The organism is Mesorhizobium sp. P2_B5, assembly GCF_056404775.1.
The window spans coordinates 291,365-314,836 of record NZ_JBFUDJ010000004.1 but is presented as its reverse complement, the minus strand read 5'-3'; the positions used below and the strand labels follow the sequence as shown (position 1 = coordinate 314,836).

Below are 23,472 nucleotides of genomic sequence, written 5' to 3'. Positions count from 1 at the left end.
GCCCGCCGGGCGCCGGTGTCGACCGTTCATCTCCAGTCGGGAGTACGAAAGTGTCTTTGTCCAGTTCCATCCTCCGCAAGCTGCCGGTCGCCGGCCTGATCGTCGCCACGCTCGGGCTCGCCGCCTGCAGCCAGGAAAAGGCCGAAGTCCAGGACGTCATCCGTCCGGTCAAGGTGGTCGAGATCGGCCAGGCGCAAAACAGCCGCGAACTCGCCTATTCCGGCTCGGTGCGCGCCCGCACCGAAATGAACCTCGGCTTTCGCATCTCGGGCAAGGTGACCCAGCGCCTTGTCGATATCGGCCAGCATGTGACATCGGGCGATGTGCTCGCCCGCATCGACTCCACCGATTACGAGCTTTCGGTCAAGAGCGCCAAGGCCAGTCTCGATGCCGCCGAGCGGCAGGTCGAGACGGTCGACCTGACCAGAAAGCGCGCCGAGCAGCTCTATGCCAAGAATTTCACCTCCAAGTCGCAGCTCGAGCAGGCGACGCTGAGCTACAACCAGGCGGTGGCGAGCCGCGATGCCGCCCGTTCGACCCTTTCACAGGCGCAGAACCAGGTCGTCTACACCGATCTCAAGGCAAGCGAGAACGGCATCGTCACCGCGGTTTCCGCTGATGTCGGCCAGGTGGTCGGCGCCGGAACGCCGGTCATGACGGTTGCTGTCGATGGCGAAAAGGAAGTGCTAATCGCGGTTCCAGAAATGGACATCGCCGCCTTCAAACCAGGCAAGGAAGTCACGGCCAGCTTCTGGTCCGACGATGCACTGAAACTCTCCGGCAAGGTTCGCGAAGTGGCCGGCAGCGCAGACCAGCAGTCGCGCACCTTTGCCGTGCGTGTCTCGCTGCCCGACGATCCGCGCGTGCTGCTCGGCATGACGGCCAACATCGAGGCTTCGGTGGCCAAGAAGCAGGAGATGGTGTCGATCCCACTCAGCGCGCTGGCGGAAAAGGATGGCCGCAAGATTGTCTGGACCGTCGACCGCGCCGGCGAGACGGTGCACGAGCGCCCGGTCAAGGTTGCAGAGTTTACCGCCGACGGCGTCAGTGTCGCCGACGGGCTCAAGCCGGGTGATGTCGTCGTTGCCGCCGGCACTCAGTTCATGAGCGAGAATCTCAAGGTCAAGCTGACCGGCGACGCGGTGCAGGCCGCCTCTGCGGAAGGCGACGCCGCAAAGGCCCTGCGCTGAAGGCAGACGCATGAAGCCGGCTTGATCGTCGCTTCGGCGAAAAGGCTGGCGAAGCATTCATGGTTTCCGGGCGGCGAGTGCCCGATGGTCGAGACGCCAAGGTCGAGTTCCCCCGCATCGATCCACGCGTCCCACCGCGATGAGAGTCTCTCCCGCTCGGAAAGCCTCGCCGCCCGGAAGCCAGCATCGGAATTCCCTGAAGCCGCATGCCATGGGTATGCGCTCACGATCAACGAATTGGACTGACGCCGATGACCACCACCAACGACAGCAGTGAAAAGCGGCCTTTCAATCTTTCGCGCTGGGCCATTGGCCATCCTTCCATTGCGCGCTTCCTGTTCGGCCTGATCATCATCGCGGGCGGGCTCGGGCTGATGCGCATGGGCCAGAAGGAAGACCCCGATTTCACCTTCCGCGTCATGGTCGTCCAGGCGATCTGGCCGGGCTCCTCGATCCAGGAGATGGAGGACCAGGTCGTCAACAAGATCGAGCGCAAGCTGCAGGAAACGCCGCATCTCGATTTCGTCCGCTCCTACACCCGCGCCGGCAGCGCCATCATCACCGTCCAGATCAAGGGCGACACCAATGCCGAGGAGGTGAAGGATGCCTTCTACCAGGTGCGCAAGAAGGTCGGCGACATCTCAGGCGACCTGCCGCAAGGCCTACTCGGCCCCTATTTCAACGACGAGTTCGGCGACACCTTCATCACGCTGCATTCGATCAGCGGCGATGGCTACTCCTATCCCGAGCTGAAGAAGTTCGCCATCCAGGCGCGCGACATGCTGTTGACGACACCGGGTGTCGAGAAGGCCGTCATCATCGGTGACCAGCCGGAGAAGATCTATATCGACATCTCGTCCAAGGCGCTGGCCGAACGCGGCCTGACGCTGACCGACCTGCAGAACGCCATCAAGGGCCAGAACAATGTCGATCCGGCAGGCTCCGTCGACACCGGCCTGCGCTCGGTGCGCATCTCGGTCGAAGGCGACGTCACCAAGGCAGCCGACATCAGGGAATTGCGTCTGCGCGCCGGCGGCCAGGTGACGCGTCTCGGCGACATCGCCACCGTGTCCTCCGGCCTTGAGGATCCCTATCAGCGCAAATACCGCTTCAACGGCCACGAAAGCGTCCAGGTCGGCGTCGTGATGGCCAAGGGCTTCAACGTCACCGATGTCGGCAAGGATGTCGAAGCAACCTACAAGCGCTTCGAAGAGGCGTTGCCGTACGGTGTTTCGGTCGACCAGATCTCCGACCAGCCGGAGGTCGTGCGCGATGCAGTGAAGGAGTTCATGGAGGCACTGGGCGAAGCGCTGCTGATCGTACTTGCCGTCTCGCTGCTGTCGATCGGCTGGCGCTCCGGCCTGGTCATCGCCATCGCCATTCCGCTGGTGCTCGCCGCTACCTTCGCCATCATGTACGAGCTAGGCATCGACCTGCAGCGCATTTCGCTCGGCGCGCTGATCATTGCGCTCGGTCTCCTCGTCGACGACGCCATGATCGTCGTCGAAATGATGGAGCGCAAGCTGGAGGAGGGGCTGGTCAAGATCGAGGCGGCGAGCTTCGCCTATTCCTCGACCGCCTTCCCGATGCTGACGGGCACGCTGATCACCACCGCCGGCTTCATCCCGGTCGGCTTCGCCGCCTCGACCGCCGGCGAATATGTGCGCACGCTGTTTTACGTCGTCGGAATCGCGCTGGTCGTGTCCTGGTTCGTTGCGGTCTATTTCACGCCGTGGCTCGGCTACATGATCCTCAAGCAGCGCAAGCATGCCGGCAATCATCACGATGCCTTCGACACCGGTTTCTACCGGCGGCTGCGCGCCACGGTCGGCTGGGCGGTGCGCCATCGCATCATCGTTCTGGTGATGACGCTGGTCACCTTCGGCACCAGCCTGTGGGCGTTCCAGTTCATCCCGCAGAACTTCTTCCCGCAGTCGTCGCGTCCCGAAATCCTGGTCGATCTCTGGCTGCCTGAGGGAACCTCGATCAAGGAGGTCGAGACCCAGGCCAAGGCGCTTGAATCGAGGATGATGGACGACAAGGACAAGCGCTTCATCGCCACCTATATTGGCGAGGGCGCGCCGCGCTTCTTCCTGCCGCTCGACCAGCAATTGCGCAATCCGAATTTTGCCCAGCTTCTGGTGATGGCCAATGACGAGCCGGCGCGCGAGCGGCTGATCCTCAAGCTGCGCTCCATCCTGGCGCAGGATTTCCCCTCGATCCGTTCCAAGGTCGATCGCCTGTTCCTCGGGCCGCCGACCGGCTGGCCGGTGCAGATGCGCGTCATGGGTCCGGACCGCCAGGAGGTGCGCCGCATCGCCGACCAGGTGAAGGCCAAGTTCGCTGAAAATCCGCTGCTCGCCGCAGTCCATGACGACTGGCTGGAGCCGGTGCCGGCGATGAAGCTGGTCATCGACCAGGACCGGGCCCGTGCGCTTGGCGTGACCTCGCAGCGCATCCGCCAGATGCTGCAGGCGTCGATGTCCGGCGCGCCACTGGATGACTTCCGCGACGGCGAGGAGACCGTGTCCATCGTCGCCCGCGAACCGGATGCCAGCCGCAACCTGCTTTCGTCGGTCGACTCGGTCTATATCCCGACCGATTTCGGTGGCTTCGTGCCGCTGTCGCAGGTCGCCAAGGTGGTGCCGGTGCTCGAGCAGGGCGTCGAATGGCGGCGTGACCGCCTGCCGACCATCTCGGTGCGCGCCACGCTGCCGGACGGCGTGCAGTCGAACGATGTCGTCACCAAGCTCTACAACGACATGCAGGGCATGCGCGCCGGTCTGGCGCCTGGCTACAAGATCGAGATCCAGGGCGGTGCGGAGGATTCTGCCGAGAGCCAGGCTTCGATCGCCGCCAAGGCGCCGGTCATGCTGGCCGTCATCGTCGTGCTTTTGATGATCCAGCTGCAGCATTTCGGCAAGGCGATGCTGGTGCTGGCCACCGGCCCGCTCGGCATCATCGGTGCGGCGGCAGCATTGCTGATCAGCGGTGCGCCCTTCGGCTTCGTCGCTATCTTGGGCGTCATCGCGCTCCTCGGCATCATCATGCGCAACTCGATCATCCTGGTCGACCAGATCGACCAGGACATCGCCAGAGGCATGGATAGATCGGAGGCCATTATCGGCTCGGCCGTGCGCCGTTTCCGGCCGATCGTGCTGACGGCGATGACGGCGGTGCTGGCGCTGATCCCGATCTCGCGCGCCGTGTTCTGGGGCCCGCTCGCCTATGCCATGATGGGCGGCATCCTGGTCGCCACCGTGCTCACCATCTTGGTGCTGCCGGCCGGCTATGCGCTGTTCTTCGGCCGTGAACCGAAGAAGGCAAAGGAGCCGGCGGGCGAGGCGGTGCAGGACAATGAACAGCCGCAACTGGCCCTGGCCGCCGAGTAACCGTTGCTGGCGCATTAGGATGCGCCCTTGGAAAAATGCTACAACGCCGTACGTTGACGTGCGGCGTTGTGGCGTCCTGATGGCCATGATGCCCCGTCTGTTGCGTGGAGGATGATCATGACCCTGGCCCAGACCTCGATCGCCCTGCGCCTGCCGATCGACGGACGCCATCGGCAGATGTTCATCGACGGCGCCTGGGTCGATGCTGCCTCGGGCCAGACCATGGAGACTCGCAATCCGGCGACCGGCGCGGTCATCGCCACGGTGCCGCGCGGCGACCGTCAGGACATAGACATTGCGGTGGCCGTGGCGCGAAAAGCCTTCGACGGTCCTTGGAGCCGGTTCAAGCCCTATGAGCGGCAGGTGCTGCTGCTGAAGATCGCCGATCTCTTCGAAAAGCACTGGGAAGAGATCAGCCGCTCCGACACCACAGATATGGGCATGCCGATCGTACGCACCCGCGCCAACCGCAATCGCGTCATCGGCATGCTGCGTTACTACGCCGGCATGGCGACGGCGCTGCATGGCGAGACCATCGACAATTCGCTGCCGGGCGAGATCGTTTCGTTCACCCTCAAGGAGCCTGTCGGCGTCGTCGGCGCCATCATCCCGTGGAACGCGCCCACCGCCGCCTCGATCTGGAAGATCGGCCCGGCGCTCGCGACCGGCTGCACCATCGTGCTCAAGCCATCGGAGGAGGCGCCGCTGACGCCGCTGCTGATCGCCGACATCATGAACGAGGCCGGCGTGCCCGCAGGCGTCGTCAACATCGTCACCGGCACCGGCGCCGAGGCGGGTGCCGCCCTTGCCGAGCATATGGGAGTCGACAAGATCGTCTTCACCGGCTCGACCGCGACCGGCCAGTCGATCGTCCGCGCCTCGGCCGGCAATCTGAAGCGCGTCTCGCTGGAGCTTGGCGGCAAGTCGCCGGTCATCGTCTGCGCCGATGCCGACCTCGACAAGGCCGTGCCGGTGGCGGCGATGTCGGTCTTCGCCAATTCCGGCCAGATCTGCATTGCCGGCTCGCGCCTGTTCGTCGAGCGCCCGATCCATGACGAGTTCGTCGCGCGGCTCGCCGCTTACGCGGAGGGGCTGAGGATCGGCGACGGGATCGATCCGGCGACCGAGATCGGCCCGCTGGTTTCGGTGCGGCAGCTCGAACGTGTGACGGGTTATCTCGAAGCCGGAGCAGCCGAGGGTGCCAAGCTGGTCACAGGGGGTACCCGCCTCACGGAAGGCGTGCTCGCCGCCGGCAATTTCGTCGCGCCGACCGTGTTTGCCGGCGTCTCCGACGACATGAAGATCGCGCGCGAGGAAATCTTCGGTCCGGTCATTTCGGCGCTGCCCTTCGACACACTGGACGAAGTCGTCGAGCGCGCCAACAACACGCCCTACGGTCTTGCCGCCGGCGTGTTCACGCAAAACGTCGCCACCGCGCACCAGCTGTCGCGAAAGATCCGCGCCGGCTCGGTCTGGGTCAACACCTATCACGCAATCGATCCGGCGGTGCCCTTCGGTGGCTACAAGATGAGCGGTTACGGCCGCGAAGGCGGCACTGAACATCTCGGCGAGTATCTCAACACCAAGGGCGTGTTCATCAAAATAGATTGAACGGCAGCCCATACAAAAATGCTCCGCGACGCGGGTTTCGCAAAACAGAATTCCTTTCCAGCACGGCAAAGCCGTCCGATCTTGGCGATATATCGGAGCGCGGGCATGATCCCGAAAAGTGGGTACCGGTTTTTGGAAAAGATCATGCTCCAACAAAGGATCGCGCTCGTCCACCTCAGGTGAGAATCCCATGGCAGACAAAGAACAATTGCGGCTCGGCGCCTTCATGCGTCCGGTCAGTCTTCACACCGGCGCCTGGCGCTATCCCGGTTCTTATCCCGATGCCAATTTCAACTTCGCCCATCTGAAGCGCTTCGCGCAGACGCTGGAGGCGGCGAAGTTCGATGCCTTCTTCATGGCCGACCATCTGGCCGTGCTGAACATGCCGATCGAGGCGCTGCGGCGCAGCCACACGGTGACCTCGTTCGAGCCATTCACTTTGCTGTCAGCGCTGGCTGCCGTCACCGAGCATATCGGCCTGATCGCCACGGCATCGACGACCTTCGATGCGCCCTATCACATCGCTCGCCGCTTCGCCTCGCTCGACCATATCAGCGGCGGTCGCGCCGGCTGGAACATCGTCACCACGTCCAACCCCGATGCGGCGCTGAACTTCGGTCTCGACGAGCATGTCGAGCATGATGAGCGCTACCTCAACGCGCGGGAATTCTACGATGTGGTGACCGGCCTGTGGGACAGCTTTGCCGACGACGCCTTCATCCGTGACGCCGAAAGCGGGCTCTATTTCGATCCCGCCAAACTGCATGTGCTCAACCACAAGGGCGAAAACCTCTCGGTGCGCGGCCCGCTCAACATTGCCCGCCCGGTGCAAGGCTGGCCGGTTATCGTCCAGGCCGGCGCCTCGGAGGCGGGACGGCAGCTGGCGGCCGAAACGGCGGAAGTGATTTTCGCCGCGCATTCCGATCTCGCGGCAGGACAGCGTTTCTTTGCCGATGTCAAAGGCAGGGCTGAAAAGCTCGGCCGTTCGCGTGACGACATCAAGATCCTGCCCGGCGCTTTCGTCATCGTCGGTGACAGCATCGAGGAAGCGCAGGCCAAGCGGGCGAAGCTCGACAGCCTGGTCTATTACGAGAGCGGCATCGCCTCGCTGTCGATCGCGCTCGGCCATGACGCGGCCCACTTCGATCCCGATGCGCCCTTGCCTGAAATCCCCGAGACCAACGCCTCGAAGAGCAGTCGCGAGCGCGTTATCGAATTGGCGCGCCGGGAGAATCTGACCGTCCGCCAGCTGGCGCAGCGGCTCGGCGGTTACTCCGGTCTTGCCTTTGTCGGCACGCCGAAGACCATCGCCGACGCGATGGAGGAATGGCTGCTTGCCGAGGGATCCGACGGCTTCAACGTCATGTTCCCCTACCTTCCCGCCGGGCTCGACGACTTCGCCGAGAAGGTGGTGCCGGAACTGCAGCGGCGAGGCCTCTTCCGGCGCGAATATGAGGGCACGACCTTGCGCGAGAATCTCGGCCTGAAGCGGCCGCCGAACCGGTTCTTCGAAGGCTCCGAAGCGGCCATCCGCAAGGCCGGCTGATGCACTCCCGGATGGGCTTGTGCAAAAAAGAAATGGGCGCGCCGAGGCGCGCCCTTTCTGTTCAAGCCGTCATTTTCAGATGACGAAGTACCAGTTGGCGAGCAGCATCACCACCACGCCGGCGACAAGCGTCAGATAGGGCAGCATGCCGGCCTTTTTGACCGACAGGTCGGCTCCCGCCATGCCGAGGTCGGCCAGCATGTGGTCGGGGAACTTGCCCTTGTCCTGGACATAGTGCCGGAAGCAGAACACCGGGATGATCAAGGCAGCCGTGATCAGGCCGGCCCACAGCGCCATCGGGTTCCACACCTTGGCGCCGGCGCCCATGAAGATGGCGTTGACATAGGCGAAGATGGCGCCGACGCCGAGCAGCCAGCTCGGGGCCTTCCAAGGCCGGTTGATGTGGCCGTTGTCGATGCGGTGGATCCAGCCGGCATTGAGGTTGAGGAAGTTGAAGATGATGTAGCCGCAATTCGACACGGCGAGGATGAAGAAGAAGCTCGTCGCGTCGGCCGAAGCGATGGCCAGCACGATCAGGTTGAAGACGAGGTCGGTCCACATCGCCCGCGTCGGCGCGCCATGCTCGTTGACGTGGCTGAGATAGCGCGGCAGCCAGCCGTCGACCGAGCCCTGGTAGAGCGTGCGCGAGGAGCCGGCCATCGCCGTCATGATGCACAGCACCAGCGCCAGGATCATCAGCATCACCAGGAGGCTGTGGATCAGCGCGCCGCCGCCGACCATGCCGGCCAGTGCATCGGCGACGCCGGAGCCGTCGACGATCGGCGTCGCCAGCATGCCGTTGAGGCCCAGTACGCCCTGGAAGGTGAAGGGAACCAGGATGAACAAGAGCATGCAGAGCAGGCCGGAATAAAAGATCGCCTTGAAGGTGTCGGTGCCCGGGTTCTTGAACTCGGAGGTGTAGCAGACAGCCGTTTCGAAGCCGTAGGTCGACCATGCCGCGATGAACATGCCGCCGAGCACCAGCGTCCAGCCGGGAATGTTCCACGAGCCAGGCTCCGGCGCGTAGGCTGCGGCCAGCGGCACCAGCGGCGAGAAATTCGCCCAGTTGATCTGGCCGGTGACGATGGGCACGACGCCGACGATCAGCATCGGGATGATGACCAGCAGGCCGATATACTTCTGCACATTGGCGGTGCCGAGAATACCACGATGCTGGATCGAGAAGATGATCAGCATCAGCACCGCGCCGATGAAGAAGGTTGCGTTGAGAGTGAAGGAGACGGGGCCCAGCGTGTGGCTCCACAGCGTCCAGGTGCGGATCGCCGGCGTGGCCGCCGCGGTCACCGCGGCAATCGCATCGGCAGGCGCCGTCCCGGCATGCGCTGCGATATAGGCGACGACATCGGGCGACGCCTCGGTGACGAGCGGCACCGGCGCCAGGGCGTTGAGGATGTAGGCGGCGGCGATCGAGCAGCCGAGCGACAGCACCGGCGACCAGGCGAACCAGTTGCACCACACCGACAGCGGCGCGATGAACTTGGAGTAGCGCAGCCAGGCGGTGGCGCCGTAGATCGAGGCGCCGCCCGACTTGTTCGGGAACAGGCCGGCGATCTCGGCATAGGTGAAGGATTGCAGGAAGCCCATGATCATGGACACCGTCCAGATCAGGAAGGCCAGCGTTCCGGTCGTGCCGGCAATGCCGCCGATCGAAAACAGGACCAGGGCCGGAACGCCGCTCGCCACCCAGAAGGCGCCGCGCCAGTCGATATGCCTGAGCAGCTTGCTTTCGGCAGGCTGCTCAAGGGCCGTGCTAATGGAGCTCATGTCTGTGAATTCCCCTTTTTCGCTGTTCCCGCCGGCGATGCCTCGACTGCGCGAAGCTTGTTCCCCGGCAAATGACCTTCACGACTCCGGTGTTTCCACTCAGTCGTATTTTTTTCTTAACAGTGAAGATTGATCCGACGCGCTTTCACGTCAAGCGATTTGTGATGTCGTGCACATCACGCTTGCGCGCGTGTGCGGCAGGCCCAGTATCAGCATCACTTTGAGGCCGCCGTCATGAGCCAAGGCATCGCATCAGACGAAGGTGAGATTCCGGCCAGTGTTGGAGGCCACCAATTATCGAAAGTCGGCGCCGCCCCTCATCGCCCTGCCGGGCACTTCTCCCCGTATAGTGACGGGGAGAAGGGGGCTGGCCGCAACGCTGGCACTCTTCTTGCGACGCCGATGGTTGACGAAATCGGCGAGACAGCGCCCCTCTCCCCGTCACTATACGGGGAGAGGATGCCGGCAGGCAGGTGAGGGGCAGCGCAAACGCTTGGAAAATCGAAACCTGGAGCGATTGCCTCTCGTCAGGAACGCGGTTTGGTCTTCTGCGGATCGTAATGGGCGAAGGCCACCACGCGCGCCGGCAGCCGCTTGGCATGGCCGTCCAGCTTGCCGATTTCGACCTCAGTACCGATGGCCGCATGGGTGACGTCGAGTCTCGCCAGCGCGATGTTCTTGTTCAGCACCGGCGAGCGCATGCCCGAGGTAACGACACCGATCTGGGCGCGGCCGACATGCACGCAGTCGCCATGGCCGACCGAGACATTGCTGTCGATATCGAGGCCGACGAGCTTATGCTGCGGGTGCTCCTTGCGCCTTATCAGCGCCTCGCGGCCGATGAAGTCGTCGGTCTTGGTCTTCAAAGGTACGGTGAAACCGATGCCGGCCTCGAACGGGTCGGTCTGGTCGGAGAATTCGTAGCCGGCGAAGATCAGCCCGGCCTCGATGCGCACCATGTCGAGCGCCTGCAGGCCCATCGGTTTCAGCCCATGCGGCTGGCCGGCTTCCCAGATGGCGTCGAACACTTTTTCGGCGTCGCGCGGATGGCACCAGATCTCATAGCCAAGCTCGCCGGTATAGCCGGTGCGCGACACCACGACCGGGATGCCGTTGCCGCCGCCGATGCGGGCGACCGCGAAGCGGAACCATTCGAGTTCGTCGATCGAAGGCTGCAGCGGCGAGGTCCAGATGACTTCCCTGAGGATGTCGCGGCTCTTCGGTCCTTGCACGGCGACATTGTGCATCTGGTCGGTGGAGGAGCGCACCAGCACGTTGAGGCCAAGTTTCTTCGCCGTCTCGCGCAGCCATTCGCCGGACAGGTCGTCGCCGCCGACCCAGCGGAAATTGTCCTTGCCGAGCCGCAGCAGCGTGCCGTCATCGATCATGCCGCCATGCTCGTAGCACATGGCGGAATAGACGACCTGGCCGACGCCGAGCTTCTTCACGTCGCGGGTCAGCGTGTATTGCAGCAGGGCTTCGGAGTCCGGACCGGTGACCTCGAACTTGCGCAACGGTGACAGGTCCATGATCACCGCGTCCTGCCGGCAGGCCCAGTATTCGGCGATCGGCCCTTCCTTGGCGAAGGCGTTGGCCAGCCAATAGCCCCTGTATTCGGCGAAGTTGCGGGTATGCTTGGCGAAGGATGAGTGGAAGGCAGTCTCGCGGGTCATTTTCGGTTCCGAATCGGGCGTCATGCGTCTGGCGATCGCTCGCGAGAATTTGTGCTGGCCGGAATAGGTCCGCACATGGATGTCGGTAAGGTCCCATCCATTGGCCGGCGTGGTGTCGTCGGGGCAGGCGGAGGAAACACAGACGATGTCGGTCAGCGCCCGCAAGAGCACATAGTCGCCGGCCCGCGACCATGGCTCATCGGACACCATGACGCCATGCGCATCGATCGCGGTGTTGAAGAAGAAGTTTATCGCCATCCAGCCCGCGCGCGGCGTCACGCCCTTGTCGGCCAGCGCGCGATTGAAGTTCTCCGAGCAGTTGGTGTGGCCGGGATAGCCGATGTCGTCGTAATATTTGGCGGCACAGGCGAGCGCGAAGGCATCATGCCGGCCGCACGTGTCCTGCACCACCTCGACCAGCGGCTCCATATCCTGGTCATAATATTTCGAATGCAGGCCGGGCATCGGATAGCTCGACCCCATCAGCGTGCGCGTCGTCGTCACGTCGAGCGGATGGTCGTGGCCCTTGTCCAGCTTGCGCGCCGAAAAGCACTGGAAGTCGGTGCATTGGCGGCCGTCGACATCGATGATCTGCAGATAGTCGCCGGCCTTGACGAAGTAGGATTCGGCGGTTGCCGAATGCACCCTGAGATCGAGCACCGGATCCGCAAGCGGATCGGCCAGCTCAGACTTCGACTTCAGGCGCACCGTGGCGCGGCGCACGATGACGGCAAGCGGCGTGGCCGTGTCATGGCCATCGACCAGCATCGGACCGCCGGGGGCGGCGATCAGCATCGCGCCGTCACGCGCGATAGTGAACGCCTGCTCGGTGCCGGCAGGCGTCGCGCCGCCAAACACGCGCACCGCCTTGGCCAGGTCGATCTGCACCTGGCGGCGCTCGAGGCCGCGGCGCACGGAAGCGAGGCTGTCATCGCCCTCGGCCAATAGCGCCTTGATGCCGGCGGCATTGCTGTTGGATTTTTCGCCGAGGATGGAAGGGTCGGTGGCGCCCGACTTGTCCCAGGCCAAAAGCTCGCAAGCCTGTCCGCCCTCGACGTTGCGCACGGTAAATGTATCGCCGGCCTCGACCTCGATCAGCACCGCGCCGTTGCCCTGGATCGTATACCGCTCCATGCCCGGCGGCAGCGCGATCTGGCCAGGCCTCAGGATGAGGCTCGGTCGGGGCGGTCCGGCTGCGATAGTGGGATAGGGCGACTGGCTCATCTCAGCCTTGCGGTTCGAGAAACAAGTTTGCCTGTGTGTGAAATTATTTTAGCTGTAAGAATAGCAGCGCGGTTGCGTTTGGCAAGGCGGGGGAGCGCTTCTTGCCTTCTCCCCTTGTGGGAGAAGGTGGATCGGCGCGGAGCGCGGTGGGTGACGGATCGCCGTCCTTGCCAAGCTGGAGCACCCCTCATCCGACCGAGCTTCGCTCGGCCACCTTCTCCCACAGGGGGAGAAGGGAAGGGCGCGCACAAGCGCTACGCCAGTTCCTCGGAATGGCCAATCGCCACGCCATACTCCGCAGCCGAATCCTGCATCGTGTGCCAAAGGCTCTCGGCAAAAGTCGCAAACACCAGAACGTTGAACACCGCCAGTCCGTCACGATCATTCTCGCGCCAGAGCGTGACGCTGGTGTGGTCAATCGAAGTGGCCGCCGCCGCGCCAATCGGAAACGCATCGGGATGCAAATCGATCGACGACAGTTTCGCCAGCATCGTCCGCGCCTTGACGCCGGAGATGCTGATCAGCACGCGCGCATGCGATTGATCGGAGAGCGACGCCGATTGCGCGAAGGCTGGGGCAAGCGCCCCAATCCCATGCTTGCCACCCTTCGACAGCACGAAGAACTGATCCGGTCCCGACCAGATCAGCGTCGCGTCGGCCGTGCCGACCGCCTTCGGTGTTTGCGGAGCCGCCACACCGAAGCGTGCCTTCGCCGCCTTGGCCATGTCGGCCGCCTTGCCGCGCCGCGCCATCACCTGGACGAGGTCGAAGTTGCGGATCTCGGTCAGTGACACGCCGGCATCGCCCCGTGCACCATAAGCGCCGGCAACAAGCGCCCGGTCGAGCGGGCTTCGAACATCCCAGGAAAACTCAGCCACGCTGGCGCCCTCCATCCGGATCGTAGAAGACGGGATTGCAGAGCTCGACATCGTAGTCCTCGCCGCGCAGCGGGTCGTGCGCATGCACGATCTCGCCGATGCGCTCGCGGCCGCGTTCGACCAGGCCGAGCCCGATCCATTGGTCGAGCGTCGGCGAGAAGCAGACCGAGGTGACATAGCCCTGATCATTGTCGGGGCCGGGTGTCTGCCCTTTCGGAATGATGTGCGCGCCGGAGCGCAGGCGCCGCGCCTTGTCGACCGGCTTGATGCCGACCACGACCTGCCGGTCGGGCGCCACCAGCGCCTCGCGGCCGGCCATGACGCGACCGATAAAATCCTTCCTGGTCGACATCATCTTGCCGAGGCCGAGATCGGCGGCTGTCGTCGTGCCGCTCAGTTCCGGCCCGGCGACATGGCCCTTTTCGACGCGCATGACGCCGAGCGCCTCCGTGCCATAGGGCGTCACGCCGAAGGGTTTTCCCGCAATCATCAGATTGCGCGCCATAGCCTCGCCGTAGCGGGCCGGCACCGAAATCTCGAACGCCATCTCGCCGGAGAAGGAGATGCGGAACAGCCGCGCCTTGATGCCGCCGCGCAGCGCCACTTCCCGCGCGCCCATGAACGGAAAACCTTCGTTAGACAGGTCCTCGGCCGGATCGACGATTTCCTTCAGCAGATCGCGTGTCTTCGGCCCCGCGATGGAGAATTGTGCCCACTGGTCGGAGACCGAGGTCAGCTGCACGTCGCGTTCGGGAAACAGCACTTGCCGGCAGAATTCGAGGTGCTGCATTACCAGCCCGGCTTTCGCTGTAGTGGTGGTGAGGAAATAGTGATCTTCTGCGAGACGCGAGGTCGTGCCGTCATCATAGACCAGGCCATCCTCGCGCAGCATCAGCCCGTAGCGCGCCTTGCCGACGGCGAGGTTGGAAAAGGTGTTGATGTAGACGCGGTCGAGGAACACGCCGGCATCCGGGCCATGCACGTCGATCTTGCCAAGCGTCGAGACATCGCAGAAGCCGACCCCGCTACGCACCGCCTTGACCTCGCGCGTCACGGATTCCAGCCAGTCCTTCTCGCCGGCGCGCGGATACCATTGCGCGCGCTTCCACAGGCCGGTGTCGACAAAGATCGCGCCCTGTTCGGCGGCCCAGTGATGCGAGGGCGTCAGCCGCGTCGCGTGGAAATTTTCGTCGCGATGATGGCCGGCGAAAGCGCCGATGGCGACGGGCACGTAAGGCGGCCGGTAGATCGTCGTGCCGGTCTCGGGGATGGATTTGCCGGTCACAGCCGCCATGATGGCGAGGCCGGCAACGTTGGAGGTCTTGCCCTGGTCGGTCGCCATGCCGAGCGTGGTGTAGCGCTTCAGATGCTCGACCGATTCAAAGCCCTCGCGCTGTGCCAGTTCGATGTCGGACGCGGTGACGTCATGCTGCTGGTCAACGAAGGCCTTGCCCTTGCCGGTGACATGCCAGAGGGGCGTGAGCGAGAAAGCCTCGTCGTCGGCAACAGGCGCCGATCCTGCATTGCCGATCCGGCCCGCATCACGCGCGGCTGCCGCACCGGCTTCAAAACCGTCACGCAGGCAGGCGCCAAGACCGAAATCGCCATTGGCCGCACCTGCGGCAACCATGCCGGGAGGCGCGCCATCCGGCACGAAGGCGGCGATGTTGTCGCGCCATTTCGGCCGGCCGCGATGATAGGAGGTGAGCCCGACCGCCGGGTTCCAGCCGCCGGAAACGGCGAGCCCGTCGGCTTCGACTTCGGCGCGTGCACCGCCGGTCAGCGACACCGAAATCTTGCGCACGCCGTCCTTGCCGCCGTCGACGCCGCTGACGGAGCCATGCAGCACGGTAAAGTCGTTCTTGGAGGCCAGCGAGCGATGGGCAGGCGAGACGTCGGAGCGTGCGTCGATCACCGCCGCGACCTGCAATCCGGCGCCGAGTGCGGTCTCGACTGTGCGCCAGCCATCCTCATTGTTGGTGAACAGTGCGATCCGTCTTGCGGGGGTGGCGGCGTAGCGCGTGACATAGGTCCGCATGGCGGAGGCCATCATCACGCCGGGCGTATCGTTGCCGGCAAAGACGATCGGCCGTTCGATCGCGCCGGCAGCGACGACACAGCGCTTGGCCACGATCCGCCACAGGCGCTGCCGCACCTGGTGTTCAGGCGGCGTCGGCAGATGGTCGTTGACGCGCTCGATCGCGCCATAGGTGCCGCCGTCATAGACGCCGAACAGCGTCGTGCGGGTCATGATGCGGACGTCCGGCATCGAGCTGAGCTCGGCCAGTGTGCGCGCCAGCCACTCCGCTGCCGGCAGCCCGTCGATCGTGCCGCCATCCGACAGCAGTCGGCCGCCGGGGACAAAATCCTCTTCGCACAGGATGACGCGGGCGCCGCTGCGGCCAGCCGCGAGTGCGGCAGCGAGACCTGCCGGGCCGGAGCCGGCAATCACCACATCGCAATGCGCCCAGGCCTTGTCGTAATGATCAGGATCGGGAAGCTGAGCCGCGCGGCCGAGACCCGCGGCGCGGCGGATCGCCGGCTCGTAGATCATCTCCCAGAACTTCGCCGGCCACATGAAGGTCTTGTAGTAGAAGCCGGCGACGAAGATCGGCGCGAACAGCTGGTTGACCGACATCACATCGTGGCGCAGCGACGGCCAGCGGTTCTGGCTTGCCGCTTCGAGCCCCTCATAGAGTTCGGCCGTCGTCGCCTTGGTGTTGGCCTCGCGCCGTGCGCCTGTGCGCAACTCGACCAGCGCGTTGGGTTCTTCCGAGCCTGCGGTGAGAATGCCGCGCGGGCGATGGTATTTGAACGAGCGGCCGACCAGCTTCACGCCGTTGGCGACCAGCGCCGATGCCAGCGTATCGCCCTGGAAGCCGGAGAATGTCTCGCCGTCGAAGCGGAAGTTGAGCGGCGCCGAGCGATCGATGAGACCGCCGGATGCGAGGCGATGGGAGATCATGATGTCCAGCCCCTCATCGATACGGTGTCATGGCGAAGGGTGGTGCTGCCCCTCATCCGCCTGCCGGCACCTTCTCCCCGTATAGTGACGGGGAGAAGGGGGCTGTCGGCTAAGCCGGCTCCCTTCTTGCAACGCTGGCGATTGGCGAAACCGTAGGCGACAGCTTCCCTCTCCCCGTCACTATACGGGGAGAGGATGCCGGCAGGCAGGTGAGGGGCGGCACTGAACTGGGCAAGAGTATTCATTTCGCAACCTGCCTCGCACCGGCGCCCGCCGCTGCTTCCACGGAAGAAATCTCGTGCGTCAGCGTGTTGCGGGTGACTTTCAACCAGGCCCGGCAGCCGCCGCCATGGTACCAGTTCTCACTCATCACGCCGGCGACGTTGTCGCGCAGATAGACATAGTCGTAGACGGCCTCGTCGCCGGCGTCCGCGGCGGGCCGCACCGGCTTGGCGTCGCCGAGATAGCTGAACTCGCCGAGTTCGCGTTCGCCGCAGAAGGGACAGACAATACGCATCGAGCCGTCCTCAGTGCAGGTTCGGTTGGGCGCCCTGGCCCTTTTCGTCGATCATGGCGCCACGCTGGAAGCGATCGAGGCGAAACCGCGCCGCCTCCTTGTGCGATTCATCGCGGGCCAGAAGATGGGCAAAGACGAAGCCTGAGCCCGGCGTCGCCTTGAAGCCGCCATAGCACCAGCCGGCATTGAGGTAGAGGCCGTCGACCGGCGTCTTGTCGATGATCGGCGAACCGTCCATCGACATGTCCATGATGCCGCCCCACTGGCGCAAGAGCCGCACGCGGCCAATCATCGGGATCAGCGCCATGCCGCCTTCGCAGACATCTTCCATCACAGGCATGTTGCCGCGCTGCGCATAGGAATTGTAGCCATCGATGTCGCCGCCGAAGACCAGCCCGCCCTTGTCCGACTGGCTTACATAGAAATGCCCGGCGCCGAAGGTCATGACGCCGGGAATGAGCGGCTTGATCGCCTCGGAAACGAAGGCCTGCAGGACGTGGCTTTCGATCGGCAGGCGCAGGCCGGCCATCGCGGCGACGCGCGAGGAGGAACCGGCAACTGCCATGCCGACCTTGCCGGCGCCGATCATGCCGCGCGAGGTCTCGACGCCGGTGACCTTGCCATTGCCGTCTCTGACAAAGCCGGTGACCTCGCAATTCTGGATGATGTCGACGCCGAGTTTGCTCGCCGCATGGGCGTAGCCCCAGACCACCGCGTCATGCCGCGCCGTACCGCCGCGTCGCTGCAAAAGCCCGCCTTGCACGGGGAAACGCGCATGGTCGAAATTCAGGAACGGCAGCATCTTCTTCAGCGCCGCCTGGTCGAGCAGTTCGGCGTCGATGCCGTTGATGCGCATGGTGTTGCCGCGCCGCGCATAGGCGTCGCGCTGCGCGTCGGAATGGTAGAGGTTGAGAACGCCGCGCTGGCTGACCATCGAATTGTAGTTGAGGTCCTGCTCCATCCGCTCCCACAGCTTCATCGACAATTCGTAGAAGCCGGTATTGCCGGGCAGGCCGTAATTGGAGCGGATGATGGTGGTGTTACGACCGGCATTGCCGGAGCCGATCCAGCCCTTTTCCAGCACCGCGACATTTTTGATGCCGAACTCGCTGGCCAGGAACCAGGCGGTGGCGAGTCCGTGGCCGCCGCCGCCGATGATCACCACATCGTAGTGGTCTTTCGGGCTGGCATCGCGCCAGGTGCGCTGCCAGTTCTTGTGACCGGAAAGAGCGGCGCGGGCGAGCGAGAAGATCGAGTATTTCATCAGGTCATTCCGAGGTCGCTCGCCCCACGCCGGACATCAGATATCCAGCGTGTGGTCGCGCTCCCATTGCGTGAAGTGCGAAGCATAGGAATTCCATTCCTGGTGCTTCAGCTTTAGGTAAGCCGACGAGAATTCCTCACCCAGCGCCGCCTTGAGCGATTTGTCCTTGTCGAATTCGCGCAGCGCATCGAGCAGGTTGAGCGGCAGCTTCGGCGCGCCCTTCACCGTGTGGCCGTTCTGGTACATGTCGATGTCGTAGCGCTTGCCGGGATCGGCCTTGGAGCGGATGCCGTCGAGACCGGCGGCAATGATGACGGCCTGCAACAGATAGGGGTTGGCGGCACCGTCCGGCAGCCGCAATTCGAAGCGGCCGGGGCCGGGCACGCGCACCATGTGGGTGCGGTTGTTGCCGGTCCAGGTCACCGTGTTCGGCGCCCAGGTGGCGCCCGAAATGGTGCGCGGCGCGTTGATGCGCTTGTAGGAATTGACCGTCGGGTTGGTGATCGCGGCCAAGGCCGAGGCATGCTTCATGATGCCGCCGAGGAAATTCTTGCCCTTGGCCGACAGGCCAAGCTCCATCGCATTGTCGGCAAAGACATTGGTCTTGCCTGCTTTGTCCCACACCGAGATATGCGCGTGGCAGCCATTGCCGGTCAGGCCCTGGAAGGGCTTTGGCATGAAGGTGGCGCGCAGGCCGTGCTTTTCGGCCACCGACTTGACCATGAACTTGAAGAAGGAGTGCTTGTCGGCGGTCGCAAGCACATCGTCGAATGCCCAGTTCATCTCGAACTGGCCGTTGGCGTCCTCATGGTCGTTCTGGTAGGGGCTCCAGCCCAGCGCCAGCATATGGTCGCAGATCTCGGCGATGACATCGTAGCGACGCATCACCGCCTGCTGGTCGTAGCAGGGCTTCGAGGCCGTATCGTATTTGTCGGAAATGACGCTGCCGTCCGGCGAGATCAGGAAGAACTCGGCCTCGACGCCGGTCTTGACATGCATGCCGTCGGTGGCGGCTTCCGCAATCAGACGGCGCAGCGTGTTGCGCGGCGCCTGCTCGACTTCCTTGTCGTCCATGATGCAGTTGGCGGCGACCCATGCGACATCGGGTTTCCACGGCAGCTGGATGACCGAATCCGGATCCGGCACCGCCAGCATGTCGGGATGCGCCGGCGTCAGGTCGAGCCATGTGGCGAAACCGGCAAAGCCGGCCCCGTCCTTCTGCATGTCGGCGATCGCCTGCGCCGGCACCAGCTTGGCGCGCTGGCCGCCGAACAGGTCGGTGTAGGAAATCATGAAATATTTGACGCCGTTCTCTTTGGCGAATGCGGCGAGATCGTTCCCCATTATAGTTCCTCGCATATTTTGATGTGATTTTTTAGAAGCCGTTCTTCCCCGGTATCCAGTTGGTGCCGGCCAGCGGCACGCCTGCCATGGCGGCGGCTTCGATGGTGAGGGCGACGAGATCCTCTGGTTCGAGATTGTGCAGGCTGTTCTTGCCGCACGCTCGCGCGATCGTCTGCGCCTCCAGCGTCATCACCTTGAGGTAGTTGGCGAGACGCCGTCCCGCGGCGATCGGATCGACCCGCTTCATCAGCTCAGGGTCCTGCGTGGTGATCCCCGCGGGATCGCGGCCCTCATGCCAGTCGTCATAGGCGCCGGCCGTGGTGCCGAGCGCGTTGTACTCCGCCTCCCAGCGCGGGTCGTTGTCGCCGAGCGCGACCAGCGCCGCCGTGCCGATCGAGACGGCATCGACGCCGAGTGCCAGCGCCTTGGCGACATCGGCGCCGTTGCGGATGCCGCCGGAAACGATCAGCTGCACCTTGCGGTGCATGCCGAGATCCTGCAGCGCCTGCACCGCCGGCCTGATGCAGGCAAGCGTCGGCTGGCCGACATTTTCGATGAACACTTCCTGCGTCGCCGCGGTGCCGCCCTGCATGCCGTCGACGACGACGACATCGGCGCCGGCCTTCACCGCAAGTGCCGTGTCGTAATAGGGGCGGGCGCCGCCGACCTTAACGTAGATTGGCTTTTCCCAGTCGGTGATCTCGCGCAGTTCGAGGATCTTGATCTCGAGATCGTCCGGCCCGGTCCAGTCGGGATGGCGCGAGGCCGAGCGCTGGTCGATGCCTTTCGGCAGCGTGCGCATTTCGGCGACGCGGTCGGAGATTTTCTGCCCGAGCAGCATGCCGCCGCCGCCAGGCTTGGCGCCTTGTCCAACGACCACTTCGATGGCGTCGGCGCGGCGAAGGTCGCGCGGGTTCATGCCATAGCGCGACGGCAGATATTGATAGACCAGCGTCTTGGAATGCCCGCGCTCTTCCTCGGTCATGCCGCCGTCGCCGGTGGTCGTCGAGGTGCCGGAAAGCGAAGCACCTCGGCCCAATGCTTCCTTGGCGGGACCGGAGAGCGATCCAAAGCTCATGCCGGCAATGGTGATCGGGATTTTCAGCTCGATCGGCTTCTTGGCATGGCGTGAGCCGAGCACCACGCTGGTGTCGCAGCGCTCGCGATAGCCTTCCAGCGGATAGCGCGAGATCGAGGCGCCAAGAAACAAGAGGTCGTCGAAATGCGGCAGCTTGCGCTTGGCCCCGGCGCCGCGGATGTCATAGATGCCGGTCGCCGCTGCGCGCCGGATTTCGGAGAGCGTGTAGTCGTCGAAGGTCGCGGATTTGCGCGGCGTCGTCGGCGGGTTCTTGTAGGTCATGCTGCCTCAATACGCGTCGGCGTTGTCGATATTGAAATTGTAGAGCGTGCGCGCCGAGCCGTAGCGCTTGAACTCCGACGGCTTGACGCCGGTCACGCCGGCGCGGTCGAGCAGGCCCTGCAACAGGTCGATGTGCTCGGCCCGCATCTCCTTGGCGATGCAGTCGGCCCCTAAGCTTTCGACCTTGCCGCGCACGAACAGCCGCGCCTCGTAGATGGAATCGCCCAGCGCATCGCCGGCGTCGCCCAGCACCACCAGATTGCCGGATTGCGCCATGAAGGCCGACATGTGGCCGATATTGCCGTGCACGACGATGTCGATGCCCTTCATCGAGATGCCGCAGCGCGACGAGGCATTGCCTTCGATGACCAGCAGCCCGCCTCTGCCGGTGGCGCCGGCATACTGGCTGGCATCGCCCTTGATGACGATCGAGCCCGACATCATGTTCTCGCCGACGCCGGGGCCGGCCGAGCCGTGCACGGTGATCGTGGCGCCGTCATTCATGCCGGCGCAATAGTAGCCGACGCTGCCGCGCACATCGATGGTGACAGGCTGGTCGACGCCGACGGCGACCGAATGGCTGCCCTTCGGGTGCAGCACTTCCCACGCCGTCTCGTTGGAGCCGGGCGTCAGATTGTGCAGCGCCTGGTTGAGCTCGCGCAGCGACGACACATCGAGATCGAAGACCCGGGAGGCGTGGTCTTGCGCCACTTTCGAAAGTTTGGTTGCCGGCATGGGCTCAATGCTCCCAGAAATAGACGGTTGCGGGCTCTGGCTCCCAGACCCTCGCATTGTCTATGCCGGGCAGCTTGGTCAGCGCGCGATATTCCGAGCCGAAGGCGACATACTGGTCGGTCTCGGCCATGACGGCGGGCTTGCAGGCGATCGGGTCGCGCACCACGCCAAAGCCGTTCTTGGTGCCGACGACGAAGGTGAAGAAGCCGTCGAGGTCGGAAAGCGTGCCTTCCAGCGCCTCGCCGAGATTCTTGCCATGCGCCATCTGCGAGGAGAGATAGGCGGCAGCGACCTCGGTGTCGTTCTCGGTCTCGAAGGTCATGCCCTCGCGCCGCAATTCGCGCCGCACATTGTTGTGGTTGGACAGCGAGCCATTGTGCACAAGGCACTGGTCGGCGCCGGTCGAGAACGGATGCGCGCCCATCGTGGTCACGGCCGATTCCGTTGCCATGCGGGTATGGCCGATGCCATGCGTGCCGGTCATCGAGCGGACGTCGAAGCGGTCGACCACCGCCTCCGGCAGGCCGACTTCCTTGTATATCTCCACCGCTTCGCCGGCGCCCATGATGCGCACGTCGGGCCGGATCGACTGCAACGCTTCGCGCGCGGCGTCGACCTTGTAGGGCGCGGTCCTGAGTACGGCGTGCGTCGACTTCACCGCGATGCTTACCGGTGCGCCGATGGCCTTGGCAAGTTCGGCGTCCAGGCCGTGAAAATCGCGCTCGGGCTTGGCCGACTGGATGGTGATCTTGGCTTCGTTTTTGGAAGTGTCGCCATAGATGGCGATGCCGGCGCTGTCGGGGCCGCGATCGCTGAGCGAGATGAGCATCTGCGACAGCATCGAGCCGAGTTGCGGCTCAAGCGACTTGTCCTTCAAAAAAAGTCCGACGATTCCACACATGTCAGCCTCCCGGCGTTTGCAGCTAAGAGATGATGTATCGAATGCGCTGTCCGAATTCAATCATATGAAAAAAATTTTCCTCTAGTTACGTATGCGGCTCAATGTCACTTTGTGCACTATCGCTGCCCGCGCGGGCACTGTGAACCCATGTGGCGGTGCGGACACGGGCGATTTTGTAGGCATCCAGGATCGACAGCGCATAGATCAGGAAGCCGCCGGCATGGCGGCCGACAAAGCTGGCGTCGGCCGGCGCGATCTTGGCCGTCACCCAGGCCAGGACGACCATGAAGAAAAGGAACTGCAGGCCGCGCACAGGGACGCCCAGAATGACATGGCCGCTCGCCGGCAGGACGATTGCGGCGCCAAGCACCAGATAAGGATTTGGCGGTGCGGGTGCGCTCATGCCACCTGCCTTTCCTGTCTGTTGATGGCATCGCGCAGCGTCGACGCCGAGGCGAGCAACCTTTCGACCAGCGCCGGTTCGAGTCTTGTGCCGAAGGCAGCCTGCCGGAACACGCCGTAGCGGGCGCGTTCGGCCTCGGCCAGCAGCCAGACGATGCGCACACCGTTCGGCGTGATCAAAAGTTCCTTGGCGCGGCTTTCGGCAAAGATGTCCAGATGACTGGCGATCAGGTTCTGCGGAAAGCGCGCGCCCCTTAAGTCTGTTCGCAACACGGCTTCGGCCGGAAAACCCGGAGCTTTCGGAAGCGTGTGCTGAAGGTGATCGAAATTGGAGAAGGTGGTCGGCGATCCCGGCCGCATCATCATGTCGAAGGTCGCCGGCACCGCTACCGGTTCGGTGACCGAAACGCTGAGCCAGCGCGCCGGCAGTTTTCGCGTCGCCAGCGTGTCGACGATGGTGCGCACTTGCACGCGCCGTTCGTTCCACGAACCCACCCAGGTGACGACGCCAACCGTGCCATCTGAAATGTCGACGGCATCTGCGATGACGGTTCGGATGCTTGCAACCTCGGCGGCAAGAACAGCCTTGGCCCTGTTGCGGCTGGCGCGCGCAAGCCAGGCGAGGTGCAGGACGAGAGCCAAGGCTATCGCCCCAGCCAGCAATGCTGTCGTCACGTCAGACACT

Annotated in this window: 16 protein-coding genes; 4 read left to right on the top strand and 12 right to left on the bottom strand. The window is 64.1% G+C overall.

Translation table 11 applies throughout. From position 1 onward, the window contains the following. Positions 1-50: 50 nt before the first annotated feature. The 4 genes from AC1D1N_RS17180 to AC1D1N_RS17165 all read left to right on the top strand — a co-directional run bounded on the left by AC1D1N_RS17180 (position 51) and on the right by AC1D1N_RS17165 (position 7,739). On the top strand, positions 51-1,190 hold the full coding sequence (locus AC1D1N_RS17180; protein ID WP_436258761.1) for an efflux RND transporter periplasmic adaptor subunit: 1,140 nt from the start codon (positions 51-53) through the stop codon (positions 1,188-1,190). Between the two features lie 251 nt (positions 1,191-1,441). Beyond that, on the top strand, positions 1,442-4,582 hold the full coding sequence (locus AC1D1N_RS17175; protein WP_436258762.1) for an efflux RND transporter permease subunit: 3,141 nt from the start codon (positions 1,442-1,444) through the stop codon (positions 4,580-4,582). 117 nt (positions 4,583-4,699) lie between these two features. After that, complete coding sequence (locus AC1D1N_RS17170) at positions 4,700-6,193, top strand: aldehyde dehydrogenase family protein (RefSeq protein WP_477349887.1); 1,494 nt, start codon at positions 4,700-4,702, stop codon at positions 6,191-6,193. A 190-nt stretch (positions 6,194-6,383) separates the two neighbouring features. Then, positions 6,384-7,739 carry an LLM class flavin-dependent oxidoreductase gene (locus AC1D1N_RS17165; RefSeq protein WP_436258764.1) on the top strand — a complete coding sequence of 452 codons (1,356 nt, stop codon included), beginning with the start codon at positions 6,384-6,386 and terminating at the stop codon, positions 7,737-7,739. A gap of 75 nt (positions 7,740-7,814) precedes the next feature. On the opposite strand, the gene AC1D1N_RS17160 is transcribed toward AC1D1N_RS17165, so the two are convergent. From AC1D1N_RS17160 to AC1D1N_RS17105, 12 genes are all read right to left on the bottom strand, one after another. After that, entirely contained in the window at positions 7,815-9,524 is a 1,710-nt protein-coding gene (locus tag AC1D1N_RS17160; protein WP_436258765.1) for an APC family permease, read from the bottom strand. A gap of 527 nt (positions 9,525-10,051) precedes the next feature. Continuing rightward, a complete protein-coding gene (locus AC1D1N_RS17155; RefSeq protein WP_436258766.1) occupies positions 10,052-12,421 on the bottom strand; it encodes a DUF1989 domain-containing protein in 2,370 nt (789 codons plus the stop codon). 254 nt (positions 12,422-12,675) lie between these two features. Beyond that, positions 12,676-13,299 (bottom strand): sarcosine oxidase subunit gamma, encoded by a 624-nt coding sequence (locus tag AC1D1N_RS17150; protein ID WP_477349884.1) that lies wholly within the window; start codon positions 13,297-13,299, stop codon positions 12,676-12,678. Further along, entirely contained in the window at positions 13,292-16,264 is a 2,973-nt protein-coding gene (locus tag AC1D1N_RS17145) for a sarcosine oxidase subunit alpha (RefSeq protein ID WP_477349882.1), read from the bottom strand. The genes AC1D1N_RS17150 and AC1D1N_RS17145 overlap by 8 nt, the downstream gene beginning before the upstream one ends. A gap of 241 nt (positions 16,265-16,505) precedes the next feature. Next, complete coding sequence (locus tag AC1D1N_RS17140; RefSeq protein ID WP_477349880.1) at positions 16,506-16,781, bottom strand: sarcosine oxidase subunit delta; 276 nt, start codon at positions 16,779-16,781, stop codon at positions 16,506-16,508. A gap of 10 nt (positions 16,782-16,791) precedes the next feature. Further along, a complete protein-coding gene (locus AC1D1N_RS17135; protein WP_477349878.1) occupies positions 16,792-18,045 on the bottom strand; it encodes a sarcosine oxidase subunit beta family protein in 1,254 nt (417 codons plus the stop codon). 36 nt (positions 18,046-18,081) lie between these two features. Further along, on the bottom strand, positions 18,082-19,389 hold the full coding sequence (gene glnT / locus AC1D1N_RS17130; protein WP_477349876.1) for a type III glutamate--ammonia ligase: 1,308 nt from the start codon (positions 19,387-19,389) through the stop codon (positions 18,082-18,084). A gap of 31 nt (positions 19,390-19,420) precedes the next feature. Beyond that, positions 19,421-20,749, bottom strand: coding sequence for an FMN-binding glutamate synthase family protein (locus tag AC1D1N_RS17125; protein ID WP_192256103.1), 1,329 nt, complete (start codon positions 20,747-20,749; stop codon positions 19,421-19,423). A 6-nt stretch (positions 20,750-20,755) separates the two neighbouring features. After that, positions 20,756-21,484, bottom strand: coding sequence for a GXGXG domain-containing protein (locus AC1D1N_RS17120; RefSeq protein ID WP_352557259.1), 729 nt, complete (start codon positions 21,482-21,484; stop codon positions 20,756-20,758). 4 nt (positions 21,485-21,488) lie between these two features. Next, on the bottom strand, positions 21,489-22,385 hold the full coding sequence (locus AC1D1N_RS17115; protein WP_477349874.1) for a class II glutamine amidotransferase: 897 nt from the start codon (positions 22,383-22,385) through the stop codon (positions 21,489-21,491). An 85-nt stretch (positions 22,386-22,470) separates the two neighbouring features. Further along, complete coding sequence (locus AC1D1N_RS17110) at positions 22,471-22,788, bottom strand: hypothetical protein (protein ID WP_477349872.1); 318 nt, start codon at positions 22,786-22,788, stop codon at positions 22,471-22,473. Then, entirely contained in the window at positions 22,785-23,471 is a 687-nt protein-coding gene (locus AC1D1N_RS17105; RefSeq protein WP_477349870.1) for a hypothetical protein, read from the bottom strand. The genes AC1D1N_RS17110 and AC1D1N_RS17105 overlap by 4 nt, the downstream gene beginning before the upstream one ends. Between the last annotated feature and the right edge of the window lies 1 nt (position 23,472).

Coding starts and splice junctions, on each gene's coding strand:
- AC1D1N_RS17135 (WP_477349878.1), bottom strand. CDS start 18,045: ATGAAATACTCGATCTTCTCGCTCGCCCGCGCCGCTCTTTCCGGTCAC.
- AC1D1N_RS17110 (WP_477349872.1), bottom strand. CDS start 22,788: ATGAGCGCACCCGCACCGCCAAATCCTTATCTGGTGCTTGGCGCCGCA.
- AC1D1N_RS17145 (WP_477349882.1), bottom strand. CDS start 16,264: ATGATCTCCCATCGCCTCGCATCCGGCGGTCTCATCGATCGCTCGGCG.
- AC1D1N_RS17175 (WP_436258762.1), top strand. CDS start 1,442: ATGACCACCACCAACGACAGCAGTGAAAAGCGGCCTTTCAATCTTTCG.
- AC1D1N_RS17115 (WP_477349874.1), bottom strand. CDS start 22,385: ATGTGTGGAATCGTCGGACTTTTTTTGAAGGACAAGTCGCTTGAGCCG.
- glnT (WP_477349876.1), bottom strand. CDS start 19,389: ATGGGGAACGATCTCGCCGCATTCGCCAAAGAGAACGGCGTCAAATAT.
- AC1D1N_RS17120 (WP_352557259.1), bottom strand. CDS start 21,484: ATGCCGGCAACCAAACTTTCGAAAGTGGCGCAAGACCACGCCTCCCGG.
- AC1D1N_RS17140 (WP_477349880.1), bottom strand. CDS start 16,781: ATGCGTATTGTCTGTCCCTTCTGCGGCGAACGCGAACTCGGCGAGTTC.
- AC1D1N_RS17165 (WP_436258764.1), top strand. CDS start 6,384: ATGGCAGACAAAGAACAATTGCGGCTCGGCGCCTTCATGCGTCCGGTC.
- AC1D1N_RS17160 (WP_436258765.1), bottom strand. CDS start 9,524: ATGAGCTCCATTAGCACGGCCCTTGAGCAGCCTGCCGAAAGCAAGCTG.
- AC1D1N_RS17125 (WP_192256103.1), bottom strand. CDS start 20,749: ATGACCTACAAGAACCCGCCGACGACGCCGCGCAAATCCGCGACCTTC.
- AC1D1N_RS17170 (WP_477349887.1), top strand. CDS start 4,700: ATGACCCTGGCCCAGACCTCGATCGCCCTGCGCCTGCCGATCGACGGA.
- AC1D1N_RS17155 (WP_436258766.1), bottom strand. CDS start 12,421: ATGAGCCAGTCGCCCTATCCCACTATCGCAGCCGGACCGCCCCGACCG.